This window comes from Allofournierella sp. (genome assembly GCF_048388525.1).
Taxonomy (GTDB): Bacteria; Bacillota; Clostridia; order Oscillospirales; family Ruminococcaceae; genus BQOK01.
In genome coordinates, this window is the sequence record NZ_DBGCTQ010000080.1 from 1 (window position 1) to 17,281 (window position 17,281).

The 17,281-nt window shown below is 60.6% G+C and carries 11 protein-coding genes; 7 read left to right on the forward strand and 4 right to left on the reverse strand.

Annotated features, from left to right (window positions below):
* The 3 genes from ACMLHZ_RS10000 to asnB (ACMLHZ_RS10010) form a co-directional block, all read right to left on the reverse strand.
* On the reverse strand, window positions 1-1,708 hold a 1,708-nt coding region (locus tag ACMLHZ_RS10000; RefSeq protein ID WP_418667585.1), incomplete at its 3' end, for an Hsp70 family protein.
* 62 nt (window positions 1,709-1,770) lie between these two features.
* A complete protein-coding gene (locus ACMLHZ_RS10005) occupies window positions 1,771-3,249 on the reverse strand; it encodes a UDP-N-acetylmuramoyl-L-alanyl-D-glutamate--2,6-diaminopimelate ligase (protein WP_418667586.1) in 1,479 nt (492 codons plus the stop codon).
* A gap of 25 nt (window positions 3,250-3,274) precedes the next feature.
* Window positions 3,275-5,107, reverse strand: a complete 1,833-nt coding sequence (gene asnB, locus ACMLHZ_RS10010; RefSeq protein WP_418667587.1) for an asparagine synthase (glutamine-hydrolyzing) — start codon at window positions 5,105-5,107, stop codon at window positions 3,275-3,277.
* A 177-nt stretch (window positions 5,108-5,284) separates the two neighbouring features.
* On the opposite strand from asnB (ACMLHZ_RS10010), the gene ACMLHZ_RS10015 reads away from it, so the two are divergent.
* The 4 genes from ACMLHZ_RS10015 to ACMLHZ_RS10030 all read left to right on the forward strand — a co-directional run bounded on the left by ACMLHZ_RS10015 (window position 5,285) and on the right by ACMLHZ_RS10030 (window position 10,641).
* Window positions 5,285-6,505: an ATP-grasp domain-containing protein gene (locus ACMLHZ_RS10015; RefSeq protein ID WP_418667588.1), complete on the forward strand. Its 1,221-nt coding sequence runs from the start codon at window positions 5,285-5,287 to the stop codon at window positions 6,503-6,505.
* Between the two features lie 57 nt (window positions 6,506-6,562).
* Complete coding sequence (asnB, locus tag ACMLHZ_RS10020) at window positions 6,563-8,416, forward strand: asparagine synthase (glutamine-hydrolyzing) (protein ID WP_418667589.1); 1,854 nt, start codon at window positions 6,563-6,565, stop codon at window positions 8,414-8,416.
* 412 nt (window positions 8,417-8,828) lie between these two features.
* Window positions 8,829-9,176: a PadR family transcriptional regulator gene (locus ACMLHZ_RS10025; protein ID WP_418667590.1), complete on the forward strand. Its 348-nt coding sequence runs from the start codon at window positions 8,829-8,831 to the stop codon at window positions 9,174-9,176.
* The gene (locus ACMLHZ_RS10030; RefSeq protein ID WP_418667591.1) at window positions 9,154-10,641 is read left to right on the forward strand and encodes a permease prefix domain 1-containing protein; all 1,488 of its coding nucleotides are present in this window, start codon (window positions 9,154-9,156) and stop codon (window positions 10,639-10,641) included. The genes ACMLHZ_RS10025 and ACMLHZ_RS10030 overlap by 23 nt, the downstream gene beginning before the upstream one ends.
* Before the next feature lie 179 nt (window positions 10,642-10,820).
* Here ACMLHZ_RS10030 and ACMLHZ_RS10035 read toward each other — a convergent pair whose 3' ends face one another.
* Complete coding sequence (locus ACMLHZ_RS10035) at window positions 10,821-11,753, reverse strand: helix-turn-helix transcriptional regulator (protein WP_418667592.1); 933 nt, start codon at window positions 11,751-11,753, stop codon at window positions 10,821-10,823.
* Window positions 11,754-12,121: 368 nt separating this feature from the next.
* On the opposite strand from ACMLHZ_RS10035, the gene ACMLHZ_RS10040 reads away from it, so the two are divergent.
* The 3 genes from ACMLHZ_RS10040 to ACMLHZ_RS10050 all read left to right on the forward strand — a co-directional run bounded on the left by ACMLHZ_RS10040 (window position 12,122) and on the right by ACMLHZ_RS10050 (window position 17,075).
* Window positions 12,122-13,531 carry an MATE family efflux transporter gene (locus tag ACMLHZ_RS10040; RefSeq protein ID WP_418667593.1) on the forward strand — a complete coding sequence of 470 codons (1,410 nt, stop codon included), beginning with the start codon at window positions 12,122-12,124 and terminating at the stop codon, window positions 13,529-13,531.
* A gap of 81 nt (window positions 13,532-13,612) precedes the next feature.
* Window positions 13,613-15,238 carry an amidohydrolase gene (locus ACMLHZ_RS10045; RefSeq protein ID WP_418667594.1) on the forward strand — a complete coding sequence of 542 codons (1,626 nt, stop codon included), beginning with the start codon at window positions 13,613-13,615 and terminating at the stop codon, window positions 15,236-15,238.
* Between the two features lie 211 nt (window positions 15,239-15,449).
* Entirely contained in the window at window positions 15,450-17,075 is a 1,626-nt protein-coding gene (locus ACMLHZ_RS10050; RefSeq protein ID WP_418667595.1) for an amidohydrolase, read from the forward strand.
* The last annotated feature ends 206 nt before the right edge of the window (window positions 17,076-17,281 follow it).

A 17,281-nucleotide genomic window follows, 5' to 3' on the forward strand; every position in this document is an offset into this window, starting at 1 on the left:
CCTCGCCGAAGCTGAAGCCCTCCACCGAAAGGCCCGCCTCCACCCGGTCCAGCAGGCCCTGGCAGCGCTTGCGCACCCGCAGGATGCGCGCCGGCTCCTGGCTGCGCAGCGCCTCGCCGAAGGCCTGCGCCGCCTGGGCGATCACATCCCGCGTTTCGCCCAATGCCTCTTCCCACAGGCGCTCGGCCCGTGCCAGCACCAGGCGGTTTTCCTCCTGGTCGCGGGGGTGGATCTTAAGGCCCTGCAATTGGGCCAGCCGCTTTTTGGCCTCCGCCTCGGTCATGCCGCTGCCCCTGCCCACCAGCACGGTGCTGATGGTCTTTTGGGTGGAAAGGCTCTTGGCCTCCACCTCCAGAATCCCGTTGATGTCGTAAGTAAAGCGCACCGCCGCGCCCTCCTTGCCCGCCGGGGCCGGGGGCACGGGCAGGTCCAGCTCGCCCAGCTTCAGGTTGTCCCTGCAATACATGGCGTCGCCCTGGTACACCTGGATCCGCAGGCGGTCCTGCCCGTTGGAAACAGTGTAGTAATTTTCCACCTTGCTGGTGGGCAGAGCGCTGTTGCGCTCAATGATCGGGCTCATCAGCAGGTTGTCCTCATCCGTGGGGTTGTGCACTCCCACCCCCAGCGTAAAGGGGCAGATGTCGGTGAGCACCATCTCCTTCAGGTTTTCCTCCCGCGCCTTCATGGCCGCATACAATCCCGCGCCCTGGGCCACCACCGTGTCCGGGTGCCCGGCGTCCAGCAGCTGGCTGCCCAAAAGGTGGTTCAGGTACTGGCGCACCACCGGCATTTTGCAGCTGCCCCCCACCGGCACCACGCCCTTCAGCTCCTCCGCGGAAATTCCGCTGTCCTTCAGGGCCTTTTGCAGCGGGGCGCGCATGCGGCTGAACAGTGTGGCGGCCCCCTCAATGAGCTTTTGCCCCGTCAGCCCCATCGAGCCCTCCAGCCCGGGCAGGTCCAGCACCATCATCGCCATGGGCGACTCGGTCAAAGTGCGCTTGCATTGTTCTGCCTGCGCCAGCAAAATGGCCTTTTTCTCCGGGGGCAGCCCGCCATAGTCAATGCCGTTCTGCTGGCAGTACATGTGGGCGATGGCCGCGTCAAAATCGTTGCCGCCAAGCTGGTTGTCACCGCTTACGGCCAAAATGTTCACCACGTTTTCAAAGCAGTCCACCACCGAAACATCCAGCGTGCCGCCGCCAAAATCATACACCAGAAACGCGGCGTCCCCCTGGGCGGGGTCATAGCAGGCAAGGGCGGCGGCGCTGGGCTCGTTGATGAGCCGGTCCACCTTCAATCCCGCCAGCATGCCCGCCCGCTTGGTGGCCGCACGCTGCCGGTCGGTAAAGTAAGCGGGCACGCTCACCACAGCCTCCTCCACCGCTTCGCCCAAAAAGGCCTCCGCGTCCTCCTTCAGGCGGCGCAGCACCAGCGCCGAGAGCTCCTCCGGGCTGAACAGCTTCTGGTCCAGCAAAAATTGCCGGGTGGTTCCCATGCTGCGCTTAAACGCGGCGGCCGTGCGGCCGGGGTGGGTGATGAGCCGCTCCTTTGCGGCCTGCCCCACCAGCACGGTGCCGTCCTCGTCCATGCTCACCACGCTGGGGGTCAATACCTCGCCGAAGGCGTTGGGGATCAGCTGGCAGCGGCCTCCCCGATACACAGCCGCCAGGCTGTTGGTGGTTCCAAGATCAATGCCAATAATGGGCATAACGTATGTTCAAACCTCTCTTTGTTTAATGCTGTGCAATAAAAATTCATCCGCGCCGGAGCCTATTCCAGCCCGATCCGCGCCGCGTATTCCTCAATGAGCTCCCGCTCAAGGAACGGAGTCTTCTCGCCCATGCGGTCCCGGTAAGCCTCATGCCCCTTGCCGATCACCGCGATCAGATCGCCCTCCCGGGCGTGATCCAGCGCATAGTGGATGGCTTCCAGCCGGTCCGGGATCTCCACGTACGGCACGTCGGCCCGGCCCTGCGCAATGCCCACCTTGATGTCGGCAATGATATCCTCCACCCGCTCAAAGCGGTTGTTGTCCTCGGTCAGGATCAAAAAGTCCGCCATTTTGCTGGCCACCTCGCCCATGCCGTAACGGCGCAGGCGGCTCCGGTCGCCTCCGCAGCCAAACAGCACCACCAGGCGTTTGGGGTGGTACGCCCGCAGGGTGGACAGCAGATTCTCAGCGCCCGACTCATTGTGGGCAAAATCGATCAGCACGGTGAACTTTTTGCTCACCGGCACGATCTCCACCCGGCCCTTTACCGTCAGGCGCTCCAGCCCTTCCAGAATCGCCTTCCGCTCCAGGCCCAGCACCCGGCCCACCGCAATGGCGGCCAGGCTGTTGTACACGGTGAATTCGCCCGGCATGTTCACCTTCACGTCCATCGTTTCCGTGCCCGTCACCCGGTAAGAGATGCCCAAAAAATGTTCCGAGCGTTCCAGCCGCATGTCCGTGCCCTGAAACTCCACCCCTTCGTGCATTCCGTACGTCACCAGCCGGCAGGTGTGCCCCGCCAGCAGGGTGTTGCAGTTTTTGTCGTCCCAGTTCACCACGCCCACGTCGCACCGGCGGAACAGCTGCCCCTTCCAGGCCCGGTATTCCTCAAAACTGGCATGCTCGCCCGGGCCGCCGATGTGATCCGGGTAAAGATTGGTGAACACGCCCACATCGTAATGGATGCCGGTCACCCGGTCCATCATCAGCCCCTGGCTCGACACCTCCATCACCACGCTGTCGCATCCGGCCGCCAGCATCTCGCTGAACATCTTCTGCAGCTCATAACTCTCGGGGGTGGTGTTGATCAGGGTGTGGCCCACCTGGCCGTAAGCCACGCCGTTTGTTCCAATGATCCCGCAGCTGCGCCCCGCGGCCAGCAGCACCGAGCGGATCATGTGGGCGGTGGTGGTTTTGCCCTTGGTCCCGGTCACCCCGATCATGGTCATACGCTTTGCGGGGTTGCCGAAAAAGTTGCAGCTCATCAGCGCCAAAGCCCGCCGGCTCGATGGCACCTGGATCACCGTCACCCCCTGGGGCGTCTCCTCCAGCTTGTGCTGGATCACCAGCACCCCGGCGCCGCTCATCACCACGTCGGCGGCGTAGTCGTGGCTGTCGCGGGTGGTTCCCACAATGCACACAAAGGCCACCCCGATCTGTACCTTGCGGGAATCGTACACGATGTCCCGCACCTCGGCGGAAAGGTCTCCCTGCACCAGGGTGTACTCCACACCCTCCAAAAGCTGTTCCAGTTTCATTCAATAGCCCCCCTCTTTGCCTTGTTTATCGCTTTACAAAGTACTCGTCGTACCAGGTAAGGAACATGAATACGCACCAGATCTGGCGCCAGTTGTCCCGCTTGCCGCTCACGTGCTGATCCAGCAGCTTTTCCAGGCGCTTTGTGTTGAAGAACTGCGCCGCCGCCTCGCTGGTAAAAGCCTTGCGCACAATGGCGGCGTATTTTTCCTGCCGCAGCCAGGCCCGCACCGGCACCGGGAAGCCCAGCTTTTTTTTGTCGGCCGTCTTTTCCGGGATCTCCCGCGCCGCGGCGCCCCGCAGCGCCAGCTTTGTGTTTGCGGCGCTGGCCCTGCATTCCACCGGGATACGGCGCGCCGTCTCAAACACCTCTTTGTCCAAAAAGGGCACCCGCAGCTCCAGGCTGTTGGCCATGCTCATCTTGTCGGCCTTCAGCAGGATATCCCCCACCATCCACAGGTGCAGGTCGGTGTACTGCATCCGGGTCACCGGGTCCTGGCCCTTCGTCTTTTCAAAATACGGGCGGGAAAGGTCGGTGGGCTTCACCCTCCCGGTGTAGCGGCGCAGCAGCTTTTTTTTCTGCCGTTCCCCCAAAAGGTTTGTGTTGCCGATGTAGCGCTCCTCCAAAGGCTTTGCGCGCCGCACCAAAAAGTTCACGCCCCGTACCGGGGGCAGCTTTTCCGCCGCCCAGCCCACCGCGCGCCGCAGCACCGCGGGCACCCGGTCATACCAGCTCACGGTAAAGGGTTCCTTATAAATGTTGTAGCCGCCGAAAAACTCGTCGGCCCCCTCGCCCGAAAGGCACACCTTCACCTGCTTTGCGGCCTCCCGGTTCACAAAATACAGTGCCACGCTGGCCGCGTCGGCCAGGGGTTCGTCCATGTGGTACTGGATCTTGGGCAGGTTCTGCCAATACTCCTCCGGCTCGATGCGGTAGGCGTAGTTTTCCACCCCCAAAAACTTGCTGAAGCCGGCCGCGTAGTCGGTCTCATCGTACTGCTTGTCGGCAAATCCCACGGTAAAGGTCTTATCCACATGGGCCAGGTGGGCCATATAGCTGGAATCCACGCCGGACGAGAGGAACGAGCCCACCTCCACGTCGCTGATCTTGTGGGCCGCCACGCTCTCTGCCATTTTATGTTGGATCTCGGTCTCCCAGTCCTCCAGCGTGCGGCTGCCGTCCGGCTCAAAGCTTGGCTCCCAGTAGCGGCGCACGGTCGCTTCGCCCCCTTTCCAGCGCAGGAAGTGGGCGGGCGGCAGCTTTTTCACCCCCTCAAAAAAGGTGTTCTCCCCCGGGGAATACTGGTAGGTCAGATACAGCTCCAGCTGGCTCTCGTTGAGCTTTTTTTCAAAACCCGGGTGGGGCAAAAAGCTCTTGATCTCGCTGCCGAACAAAAACTCGCCCCGCCCGTTCTGGTAATAATAAAAGGGCTTGATGCCAAAATGGTCCCGGGCGCAGAAAAGGCTCTTGTCCTTTTCGTCCCACAGGGCAAACGCAAACATGCCCCGCAGCCGGGCCAGCATCCCCTCGCCCCACTCCTCGTAGCCGTGCAGCAGCACCTCGGTGTCTGAGTGGTCGGTTGCAAACACGTGCCCTGCCTCTGCCAGTTCCCCCCGCAGCTCCATAAAATTATAGATCTCGCCGTTGAACACAACGGCCAGGGTCTTATCCTCGTTGAACATGGGCTGGGTGCCGCCCGCAAGGTCGATGATCGACAGGCGCCGGTGCCCCAGGGCCACGTCGTCGGCGTAATATTCGCCCGCGCCGTCCGGCCCCCGGTGGGCAATGGCGGCGGTCATGGCCTTCAAGATTTTTTGTTTATCGCTTCTGCGGCCGGTAAAGCCTGTAATTCCACACATACGCTCTCTTTTCCCTTCCCTGTCGGCGGTTTTTCCCAAAAGGGTACAAAACCCCAATATGTAGTTTATTATACTACAATATTGCCCAGTTTAAAAGGGGGCCGCCCGGTTTGACAACCCCGCCCCGAAAGAAGTAAAATAAGCAGGAATACAAAAGCAAGGGATGGATGAAGCGATATGGCAGATTTTCTTCCGGTGCTCCTGGGCAGCGATGCGAACGTTTACGGCATGGCCCGCAGCTTTTACATGGAATACGGCGTCACCAGCCTCGCCATCGGCAAGGGCCGCCTTGCCCCCACCGCCAACTCAAAGCTGGTGCAGATGGCCGTGGTGGAGCCCTGTCTGGAAAACGACGAGGTGTTCCGCCGCACCCTCACGGATTTTGCCCATGCGCATCCCGGCAAAACGCTGGTGCTGGTGAGCTGCGGCGACAATTACACCGGCCTGATGGCCCGCAGCCGCGCGGCGCTGGAGCCCTTTTATAAGTTCGCCTGCCCCACCCCTGAGCTGGTGGAACAGCTGGACACCAAGGAATTTTTCTATCATGCCTGCCGGGCGCACGGCCTGTCCTATCCCCAGACCTTTGGCTGCACCAACCAGAACTACAAAACCGTGGAGCTGCCCTTCGCTTTCCCCTGCATCATCAAGCCCTCCAACAGCGTGGCCTACTGGAACTGCCGCTTCCCCCACAAAAAAAAGGTCTTTGTCGCCTACAACAAGGAAGAATTCAACGCCATCACCGCCGCCATCTACTCCTCCAGCTATCAGGACAACCTGGTGCTCCAGGAATACATCCCCGGCGACGACAATTGCATGCGGGTGCTGAACTGCTATTCCGGCCTGGACCACAAGGTAAAGCTCATGGCCCTGGGCCGCCCCCTGCTGGAGGAACAAACCCCCGAGGGCATCGGCAACTACGCCGCCATCCTCTCCATCAAGGACGAAGAACTGATGCAGCGCATGAAGTCCTTCCTCGAGGACGTGGGCTGGGAGGGCTTTTCCAACTTCGACATGAAGTACGACGCGCGTGACGGCCAGTATAAATTGTTTGAGATGAATCCCCGCCAGGGGCGCTCCAGCTTTTTTGTCACCGCCAGCGGCTACAATCTGGCCAAATGGCTGGTGGAGGACGTGGTGGAGCACAAATCCCAGGGCCTCACCATCGCCGACGCCGAGCATCTGTGGATGATCGCCCCCGCGGGCATCCTGCGGCGCTATTTAAAGGACGAAGCGCTTTTGGCCGAGGCAAAGCGCCTGATGCGGCAGGGCAAGGTGAGCCATCAGCTGTTCTGCAAAGAAGACGCGGGCCTCAAGCGCCGGGTGTGGTATATCAAAAACCAGCTCAACAACTTCCGCAAATACAAGCGCTATTTCGGCAACAAGGGCCTGGTGGACTGACGCCCCGCGGCCCCGCCCTGCGCGGGGCCGGCCTCAAACCTATAAAAAGGAGCAGCTATGTGTGGATTCGTGGGCTTTGCCAGTGCAAAGCATAACGCCGAAGAGGCAAAAAAGACCGTCAAGGCCATGGCCGACCTGATCGCCCATCGCGGGCCGGACGGCGAGGGCTTTTATGTGGACGACCGGGCGGCCCTGGGCCACCGGCGGCTTTCCATCATCGACCTTGCGGGCGGCGCCCAGCCCATGTTCAACGAGGACGGCAGCCTTGTGATCGTCTACAACGGCGAAGCGTACAATTTTATGGAGCTGCGCGAGCAGCTCATCGCCGCCGGGCACACCTTTGCCACCCAGTCGGACACCGAGGTCCTGCTGCACGGCTACGAAGAGTGGGGCAAGGGCCTGCCCGCCAAGCTCCGGGGCATGTTCGCCTTTGTGATTTGGGACAAAACCACCGGCACCCTGTTCGGCGCACGGGATATCTTCGGCATCAAGCCCTTTTATTACTACCAGAACGAACAGGGCGAATTTTTGTTCGGCAGCGAGATCAAGAGCTTTTTGCCCCACCCGGGCTTCAAAAAAGAGCTCAACGAGGAGCGCCTTCCCGAGTACCTCTCCATCGAATACATCCCCAACGAAGAAACCATGTTCAAGGGCGTGTACAAGCTGCCCGGCGCCCACATGTTCACTTGGCACGCCGGCAGCCTGGAGATCGAGCGCTACTACAACATCTCCTATCACATCGACGAGGGCAGGACCCTCGCCGAGTGGGAGGCCGCCATCACCGAAACCTTTTCCAACAGCGTGGCCGCGCACCAGATCGCGGATGTGGAGGTCGGGTGCTTTTTGTCCTCCGGCGTGGATTCCAGCTTTGTGGTGAACGAGGTCGCCAAGGGTACCCCCAGGGTCAAGAGCTTCAGCGTGGGCTACGAGGAAGAAAAATATTCCGAGCTTCCCTACGCGCAGGCGTTCAGCAAGGAGATCGGGGTCCCCAGCATCGCCAACAAGGTGAGCGCCGACGAATTTTTCCAGGCCAACCAGACCATCCAGTGGTATCTCGACGAGCCCATGCCGAATCCCAGCGAGGTGCCGCTCTACTTCCTCACCCAAAACGCGGCCAAATACGTCAAGGTGGTGCTCTCGGGCGAGGGGGCGGACGAACTGTTCGGCGGCTACCCGCTCTACTGCGCGGGCCGGTATTTCAGCGGCTATGCAAAGCTGCCCCGCCCGCTGCGCAAAGCCGCCGCGGCGCTGGCCAAAAAGCTGCCGGATTTCAAGGGCAAAAACTTCGTCCTGCGCGGCGCGCAGGAGCCCTGGCAGCGCTGCATGCGGGCTAATTACGTGTTCGCCACACCCGCCGAGCGGGACAAATACCTGAAAAAGCACTACCACGACAAAACCCCCGAAGAGTTTTTCAAGCCCTACTTTGACCAGGTGCAGGGCCTCGACGAGCCCACCCAGCTGCAATGGGTCGACATGCACACCTGGATGCTGTACGACATCCTGTTAAAGGCCGACCGCATGAGCATGGCCAACAGCCTGGAGCTGCGGGTGCCCTTCCTCGACCGGGAAATGCTCGAGCTCGCGCTCTCCATCCCCAGCCGGTACCGGGCGGGCAAAAGCGAGACCAAGATCGCCCTGCGGGGGGCGGCCTTAAAGCAGCTGCCCGAAAGTGTGGCAAAGCGCAAAAAGCTGGGCTTCCCGGTGCCCCTGAACGACTGGCTGCGCCAGGATAAATACTATAACATGGTGCTCGAAAAGTTCGAGGGCCCGGTGGCCGCGCAGTTTTTCAACGTGCCCGAGCTTGTGCGCCTGCTGAACGAGCACAAGGCCGGCAAAAACGGCGGCATGACAAAAATATGGAGCTTTTACAGCTTCATCCTTTGGTACGAGCAGTTTTTTGTGCTGCGCTGACCAGGCCTGGCACCGCACCTTTTCCCTCTCATCGGTTCGTCCCCAAAATAAGGACTTACAGCAGAGCGCCAACCTGTTGATCTGCGACTGCAAGGCGATATTTACCGATAGATCCACCGGCAGCCAAATCTGAAACAGCTCTTTCACGAGGGCGTTTCATCGCCATTTAAGCTTATACCAAAAAGATGAGATAGATATTTCCTTTGGGGAAATCCATCTCATCTTTTATTGTTTTATTTTGGCATTTTATGGTGAGACTCAACATTTCACTTTGTGGCAGAGCGATTAACAAAGTATCACTTTTTAACGGCATTTTGCGCAACAGCTCTTTTCAACTGCTTGACATACCTGGAGTATCGATGTATAATCAAAGCATAGACAGTCTATGCTTTCGAGAAGGAGGATTTACCCAATGGATCAAACTTTTACCACCGGCAGCAATACGCTGCTGGTGTTGGGTCTGCTGCTGGAAAAAGACCGCTACGGCTACGAGATCATTGCCGAATTGGCGCGGCGCAGCCAACAGGCTTTTTCATTGCAAGAGGGCACCCTGTATCCCTTGCTTCACAATCTCGAAAAGCGTGGGGCCGTGGAATCTTATACCGCAAGGATCGCCGGCGGCCGCCCCCGCAAATACTATCGCATCACCAAGACCGGCGCACAGCTTTATCGGCAAAAGCATTCCGATTGGCTCACCTATGTAACTGCCGTGAACAAGACCTTGGAGGGATTACAGCATGAGCCCTGCCACGATTTTTAAGCAGTATACCCAAGCCGCCTGCAGTCATGTCCATGAGCGGTCGATCCGGCCGTCCATCCGGGCGGAACTTGAAGCCCATCTGGAAGAGAAAGCCGAGTTTCTGCAGCACTCTGGTCTTTCGGCTGAGGCTGCGGCGCGCCGTGCTGTTCAGGAAATGGGCTCTGCCGATGAATTGGGTGGCCGTTTGGCGCAGGCCTACCGGCCCGCTTCGCTGACCGTATATGCAGCCGTCGTTCTCCTCTATGCGTGTTTGGGGTTTTCGGCCATGTTCCTGGTAAACCGCGGGATCACCGGCGGCGGTGTCGGCCTTCTGCCCCAGCCTTTTGCTCTCTCACCAGGGCATTTGGCGGTGCGCGCGGCGGTCTCATTTGGCGTAATTTTCATTTCTTGGGGCCTGGCCTGCTTTTTAAATTATGGTTTGCTGCTGCGCCGCGCTTTTGGGGCAGCCCTGCTTGGCCTGTCGCTCGCCCTTGCCGCCGCTCTTCTCAGCCTGCTGCCGGGCAGCGCTTCGGTTTCTATCGCCCATTGGCTGTTTTCGTTTGGGTATTTTGTGCTATGCCTTTTATCTGCTTATGTAAAAGGCGGCCGGTGGTCTTTGCCGATCCTCTGGGGCGGCGGCCTTCTGCTTTGCGCCGGTTATGCCGCATTCACACAACACGCGGGCGCGCTTACCCTTTTTCTCCTCACCCTGTGCCTCGTCTCGCTGCTGGCTTTTTTAAAGCGAAAGGCGGCCTTTTCCCTCAAAGGCGTTACCGCCCTGGCGCTGCCGGCGCTTCTTCTTTGCGCGGCACTTCTGTTCGGCCCGGCGGCGGCCCACGGTGCGCCTGCCGCCGCTTCCGTCGGTTATTGGTCTCCTGGTTACAACAGTACCCTGTCACGTCAGCTCCTGTCCCACGCATCCCTCCGGGGGCCTGCCCAATTCTCCGCAGAGGAATACCGCCGCCTGATCCTGCAGCGTTACGACCTGCAAAGCTACCAAACCCTCTTCCAAAACGGCCCGCATACCCCGGCCTATCAGTCCTACCAGGCCGAGCGGGATGCCTTGTTGGATGCCCCTTCTCACCAATATCTTCAAAACCTGCTGCCCGAACACGTTCAGCAGGACTATCTGTTTCTTTATATCGCACTGCGTTATGGCCTTGTGCCCGCAGGGGTCTTGGTATGTGCCATGGGGCTTTTGCTCTTTTTTCTTCTCATCCGCGCGGCCACCTGCCACCAACCGACTGCCTTTTATCTTGCCACAGGCTGCGCGTCCTTCCTTCTGCTTCAATTTTTGCTCTACTGCCTAGAAAACCTGGGTCTTGCCCCTGGCCTGAGCACCGGGCTGCCCTTCGTCAGCTGGGGTCGCGCGTCTCTTAGCGCCAGCCTAGGGGAACTTTTTGTTCTTTTCTCCTGCCTGCGCTTTGATTTTTCCATCGACGAGATAGAGTATCTGGCACCGTTGCCAAACAAAGTAAAAGGATAAGGTGGTTCCAATGAGCTAAAAGCACGCGCCATTACTTTTTCATTCAGAAGTACGTCCCAACTAGTCCCAACTAATCTTTCTCATGTGCAAACTGTCCTCTAAACTGAAAAAGCTGTGGGCGGTCCCTTTTTCCAGGGGCCGCCCACAGCTTTTTCAGGGTCCTTCCGGGCCGCTTTTTTCTATTCCCCGCTCTCCACCCGCTGCACCTCTTCCAGCAGCTGGCTGCGCTTGGTCACGTCCGCCTTCTGGAAAATGTTGTGCAGGTGCACCTTCACCGTCCCCAGCGAAATGCACAGCGTCTCGCTGATCTGCTGGTTCGATCTTCCCTCGATCACCAGCTCCAGCACCTCCCGCTCCCGCCCGGTCAGATCATACGCGGCGGCAAACCTCTGCCCGGGGGCGGCCTTCGCCCCTTCCGCCGGGGCCGCCGCCAGCAGCGCCTGCCTGCGGCCCGTGTAAGCAAGGCCCGCAAAGGCCATCACAATGCTCATCAATTCCAAAAAAAGCCGCCGCTGGCTGATCACGTTCAACAGGCTCGACAGGCTCAGCTGCGGAAACACGTACCACAGCGCGTACTCCGCGGCCGAGAGCCCCATCATCACCCCGCAGCCCCAGCACAGCCTGCGCCAGCCCTTCCGCTCGTTTTCGGGCACCGCCGGCCCCAGCCGCGCACCGGCCAGCAGCATCTGCCCCACACCGATGGCGATCAGCAGGGTGTTCTGCGCCACCGCCAGCACCGGGTTTTCCTGGCCGGCCCCCGCGGCGGCGGCCATGCACATGGAAAACACGAACCACCAGATGCAGGGTGTGTACCCCACTTCCAGCCCCCGCAGGTTGTGCGAGATCATATAGTAGCTGAAAATGATCGCCATGTTCACGCCCACCGCCAAAAAGGTGCTGGGCGCAAACACGCTGCTGTAGCTGGCCGAGAGCTTGTCCACAAACTCGGCCAGATAGTACAGCATATCGTCCACGATAAACACAAGGAACATGACCATCAGCCAAAAATCCAGCTTCCGGCGCCCCTTGCTCCACAAAAGCCCAAACGCCTGGGCGTTCAGCGCAAACAGCAGGATCAGCAGGATGTTGTATAAAAAAATCGCCACCTCCATCCCCATCTCCCCCTTTCGCTGCGCTCATTTGCCTGGTCTGTACCCCATTATACTATAAACCGCCCCCCGGGGCAATTCGCACAGGGCACAAGTTTTCGCTTCGACAAATTTTGCATTTGGTCATTTCGCTGTACATCTTGCACAATTCATCACAGATTTCATTTTACAATCTGTCTAAGGTTTATAAAGATATACCCCTCAAAACGTCAAAGTTATAGCAAAGTTTATTGAAAACCCGCCGCCAAACGGGCTATAGTGAGGGCACGGAAAGCGCCGGGCAAGCCCCGGCTCCCCCCTTTGGCAAAGCAGCGCTGCCGTGGTATCGTGGGCAGGCTGATTGTGAATTTTTATGTGAGGTGAAGTGAAACATGTCCGAAACAAATCAAGCGCCCGCCGCGGCGGTGGATACCAGCCGCGAGCTCGGCACAAAGCCCGTCGGTCAGCTGTTTTTAAAATACAGCCTGATCACCCTGGTAGGCATGGCCGCCCAGATCATCATGGTCATTCTGGAAGGCATCATCATGGGCAACGGCCTGGGGGCCCACGGCCTTGCCGTCATCAGCATCATCATGAGCATCGAGACCCTCAACCTGGCCCTGGGCGGCGCCCTGGGCTTCGGCGTTTCCACCCTGGCCGGCGTCCGGCTCGGCAACGGCGATAAAGAGGGCGCGGCCAAGGCGTTCAGCCAGGGCTTCTGGTTCAGCGCCTACTTTATCGTCACCGTCTCCGTGCTGTTCGCCATCTTCGCGCCCCAGCTCGCGGTTTTCCTGGGCGCCACCCCCGACCTGATGGCCGACACCACCCTCTTTATCCGCCTGTTCATGATCCTTTATCCCTTCTGCATCCTGGGCCAGATGCTCTGCTCCATGGCCCGTGTGGATGAAAAGCCGGGTCTTGCCACCTGGGCCGCCACCGGCAGCGCCGTGCTGGCCATCGCCTATCTGTACTTTGCCGTGTTCATCATGCACTGGGGCGTGGCCATGACCGCGTTCTACTACGGCATCTCCATCGGCGCCTGGTTCCTGGTGATCTTCTACTTTGTGGGCAAGGGTGGCAGCAAGGTGTTCAAGGTCCGCAAGGCCGACATGAAGCTGGACTTCTCCATTGTAAAAGAGGTCGTAAAGCTGGGTCTGCCCATGTTCCTGGTGCAGGCGGCCACCAGCGTGTACACCATTGTGGTGAACAACTCCCTGGGCAGCTACGGCGGCGACCTGAACATCGCCGCGTTTTCGGTCATCAACGGCTATGTGGTCTACATGATCACCATGGTCTGCACCACCGCCACCTACGGCCTGCAGCCCGTGGCCAGCTACAACTACGGCGCGGGCAGCTACAAGCGGCTGCGCAAGTTGCTGGGCTTCTCCATGCTCACCACCTTCGGCGCGCTGGCCGTGTGCTGCGGCGTGTTCGCCCTGTTCTCCGGCCCCGTGTGCACCCTGTTCTGCGGCGGCGACGTGGAGCTGGCGGCCCTCGCCACCAGCTGCACCCGCATCGTGCTGCTGGGCTGCTCCTTCGGCCTGATGGCCCAAATGATGTCCACCTACTTCCTCAGCGTGGACAAGATCCTCCTCTCCAACATCATGGGCGTGTGCCGCTACCTGTTCTTCGCCATCCCCGCCGTGCTCATCATGAGCCGCACCCTGGGCATCACCGGTGTGTGGTGGGCGCAGCCCGTGGGCGATATCTGCACCTTCCTGTTCACCCTGATCTTCATCGTGTATGAATTCCGGCGCCTGGGCCGCATTATCAAAAAAGAGGAAAATCCTTTGGAGGCCTGAGCTCCCTTTTCCCATCCACCCCGCGGCAGCCGCCCCCCGCGCGGCGGCTGCCGCCTTTTTTAACTAACAAGGAGAAGAAATATGGCTGCTGACCTGATTTTAAAAAGCAACGCCATCTTTGCCTCCACCGGCGACGATACCTTCGCCGGCGCGGTGGCGGTGCAGGGCAACAAGATCGTGTATGTGGGCCCCGCCGAAGGGGCCGAGGCCTTCCAGGGCCCGGCCACCCGCGTGCTGGACCTGGGCGATCAGATGCTCGCCCCCGGCTTTCACGATTCCCATCTGCATTTTTTCCAGTCCGCCATGTATCGCAGCCCCTACGTGGTCTTCTGCGAGGGCCGCAGCGAGCAGGAGTGTGTAAACGCCCTGGAAGCGGTGGAAAACGTGCGCGGCAAGGATGACTGGATGATCTGCTACGGCTGGTACCACTCCCTGTGGGACGAACCCCACGAGCCCAGCAAAAAAAGCCTCGACGCCAAATACCCCGACCGGCCGGTGTGCATGCACTCGGGCGACGCCCACACCCTGTGGGTCAACTCCAAGGGCCTGGAAAAGCTGGGCATCACCAAGGACTCGGTCCCTCCCAAGGGCGGCAAATACGGCAAGGATGAAAACGGCGAGCTCACCGGCATCATCTACGAGACGGCAGGCCTTGCCCTCACCCGCAAGTTCATGCAGTTCTCGCCCGAGGAAGTCCGCGCGGCCTTTTTGCAGTTCATCAAGGATCTGAACGCCCAGGGCATCACCAGCGTGTGCGACATGAGCATGATGGCCCTGCCCGGCTCCGATTTTATCCAGGACGAAGCCTATGCCCAGCTGGAACAGAGCGGCGAATTGACCGTGCGGGTGCACATGTTCCCCACCCTGCTCAGCGATCTGTCCCGCCCCGAGGCCCTGCGCGCCAAATATCACAGCGACAAGCTGCGAACCCCGGGCCTCAAGCAGTTCTTCGACGGTGTTTCCTGCACCCACACCGCCTATCTCAAAGAGCCCTATTCCAACGCCTATTTCCCGGGCGATCACGGCCGCACCACCATCCCGCCCGAAGAGATGCGCTCCCTGGTGCTCCAGGCGGCAAGCAAGGGCTGGCCCGTGCGCATTCACACCATCGGCGACGAGGCCATCCACCTGGCGCTGGATTATTTCCAGGAGGCCCGCGAAAAATACGGCCCCCTGCCGCAGGGGCAGAACTGCCTCGAGCACCTCGAAAACTTCCAGCCGGGCGACATTGCCCGCCTCAAGGAGGTCGATGTTCTGGCCGCCTGCCAGCCGCCCCACATGGTGCTGGACCCGGACGGCGAGGAGCGTGATCTCGGCCCCCAGCGCGCCAAATACATGTGGCCCTTCCACACCTACGAGGAGCTGGGCGTAAAATACGCCTTCGGCACCGACAGCCCGGTGGTGGACATCAACAGCATGAACGTCATTTACGACGCTGTCACCCGCCAAAGCCCGGTGAACGGTTACCCGGAAGGCGGCTGGCAGCCCCACGAAAAGATCACCGTGGCCCAGGCCCTGCGCGCCTACACCCGCGGCAGTGCCATGGCCGCCGGCCGGCCCCAAGACCTCGGCACCCTGGAGGCGGGCAAGCTGGCCGACCTGGTGGTGCTCAGTAAAAACCTGTTGGCCGTGGACCCCGAGGAGATCCTCTCCACCAGCGTCGTCATGACCATCGCCGACGGCGAGATCGTGTACGAAAAAGAATAATGCCTCCCCCTTTGCAAATGAAAATTTGCAGTTTCACAAAGCTGCCGGGCGCCTCGGCGCATACCACCGCCCCGCGCCCGGCCAAACCGCAAAACGGGGCGCCCCGGAACGCTTGAATGTTTCAAGCGTTCCGGGGCGTTCCCGCGCTGTTTTCCTTTTGCGGCCCGGCTCCTACCGCCGCGCCGCATTCTGTAAAAAGTGAGGTTTTACCATGCAGGCAGATCTGATCCTGAAAAGCACCGCCATCTTCACCTCCACAGCCGACACCGCTTTTGCCGGGGCCGTGGCCGTGAAGGGCGGCAAGATCGCATACGTGGGCCCCGCCGCGGGCGCCGCGCCCCTCCAGGGCCCGGGCACCCGCGTGCTGGATCTGGGCGATCAGCTCATCGCCCCCGGCTTCCACGATTCCCATCTGCACTTTTTCCTCTCCGCCATCTATGCCAGCCCCTATGTGGTCTTCTGCGAGGGCCGCAGCGAGCAGGAATGCGTCGACGCCCTCGCCCCCCTGGCCGCCGTGCGCCCCAAAGAGGAATGGCTGGTGTGCCACGGCTGGTACCATCCCCTGTGGGCGGACCCCCGCGAGCCCAGCAAAAAAAGCCTCGACGCCCAATACCCCGACCGGCCCGTCGCCATGACCAGCGGCGATCTGCACACCCTGTGGCTGAACAGCAAGGGGCTCGAGCGGCTGGGCATCACCCCCGATTCCGTGCCCCCGCAGGGCGGCAGGTACGGCAAGGACGAAAACGGCCGGCTCACCGGCCTCTTGTACGAGGCCGCGTCCGACGAGGCGCTGCCCAAGGTGTTCGCCTTCCCCGAGGCCGAGCTCTGCACCGCGTATCATGCTTTTATCAAAAAGCTCAACGCCCAGGGCATCACCAGCGTGTGCGATATGTCCACCATGGCGGGCTCCGGCCCGGACCTTGTGCGCGAGGATATCTACCGGCAGCTGGAAGCCGCGGGGCAGCTCACCCTGCGGGTGCACATGTTCCCCACCCTGCTGGATGATCTGTCCCGCCCGCAGTGGATGCGCCGCACCTTCACCGGCGGCCGGCTGCGCTTTTGCGGTGTCAAGCAGTTTTCCGACGGTGTTTCCAGCACCCACACCGCCTATCTCAAAGAGCCCTATTCCAATGCCTGTTTCCCGGGTGACCGGGGCTGCACCGTCACCCCGCCCGAGACCCTGCGCCGCCTGGTGCTCAAGGCGGCCGGGCAGGGCTTTGCGGTGCGCATCCACACCATCGGCGACGAGGCCGTTCACGAGGCGCTGGATTATTTCCAGGAGGCCCGCGAAAAATACGGCCCCCTGTGCGAGGGCCAGAACTGCCTCGAGCACCTCGAAAACTTCCAGCCGGCGGATATCGCCCGCCTCAAAGAGCTGGACGTTCTGGCCGCCTGCCAGCCCCCCCACCTGGTGCTGGACCCCGATGGGGTCGAGCGGGATCTCGGCCCCCGGCGCGCCAAATACATGTGGCCCTTCCACACCTACGAAAAGCTGGGCGTAAAATACGCCTTCGGCACCGACAGCCCGGTGGTCGGCATCGACAGCATGAACGTCATTTACGACGCCGTCACCCGCCAGAGCCCGGTGAACGGTTACCCGGAAGGCGGCTGGCAGCCCCACGAAAAGATCACCGTGGCCCAGGCCCTGCGCGCCTACACCCGCGGCAGCGCCATGGCCGCCGGCCGCCTCCAGGATCTTGGTACCCTCGAGGAAGGCAAGCTGGCCGACCTGGTGGTGCTCAGTAAAAACCTGCTGGCCGTGGACCCCGGGGAGATCCTCTCCACCATCGTCGTCATGACCCTTGTGGGCGGCGAGGTCGTGTATCAGGTGCAGTAACATCCTTTCCTTTGCAAATGAAAATCCGCAGTTTCACAACACTGTCAGATCCCTGCATATTGCTGCCCCGCGCTCGGTCAACGTTGAAACGGGAATGCCCCGCAATGCTTGAGGTCTTCAAGCGTTGCGGGGCATTCTGTTACAGCAGTGCGTGTAACGCCTCCTGGCCTTCTCCGGCGGCAGTCACCGTCATTTTCTTTTTAAAG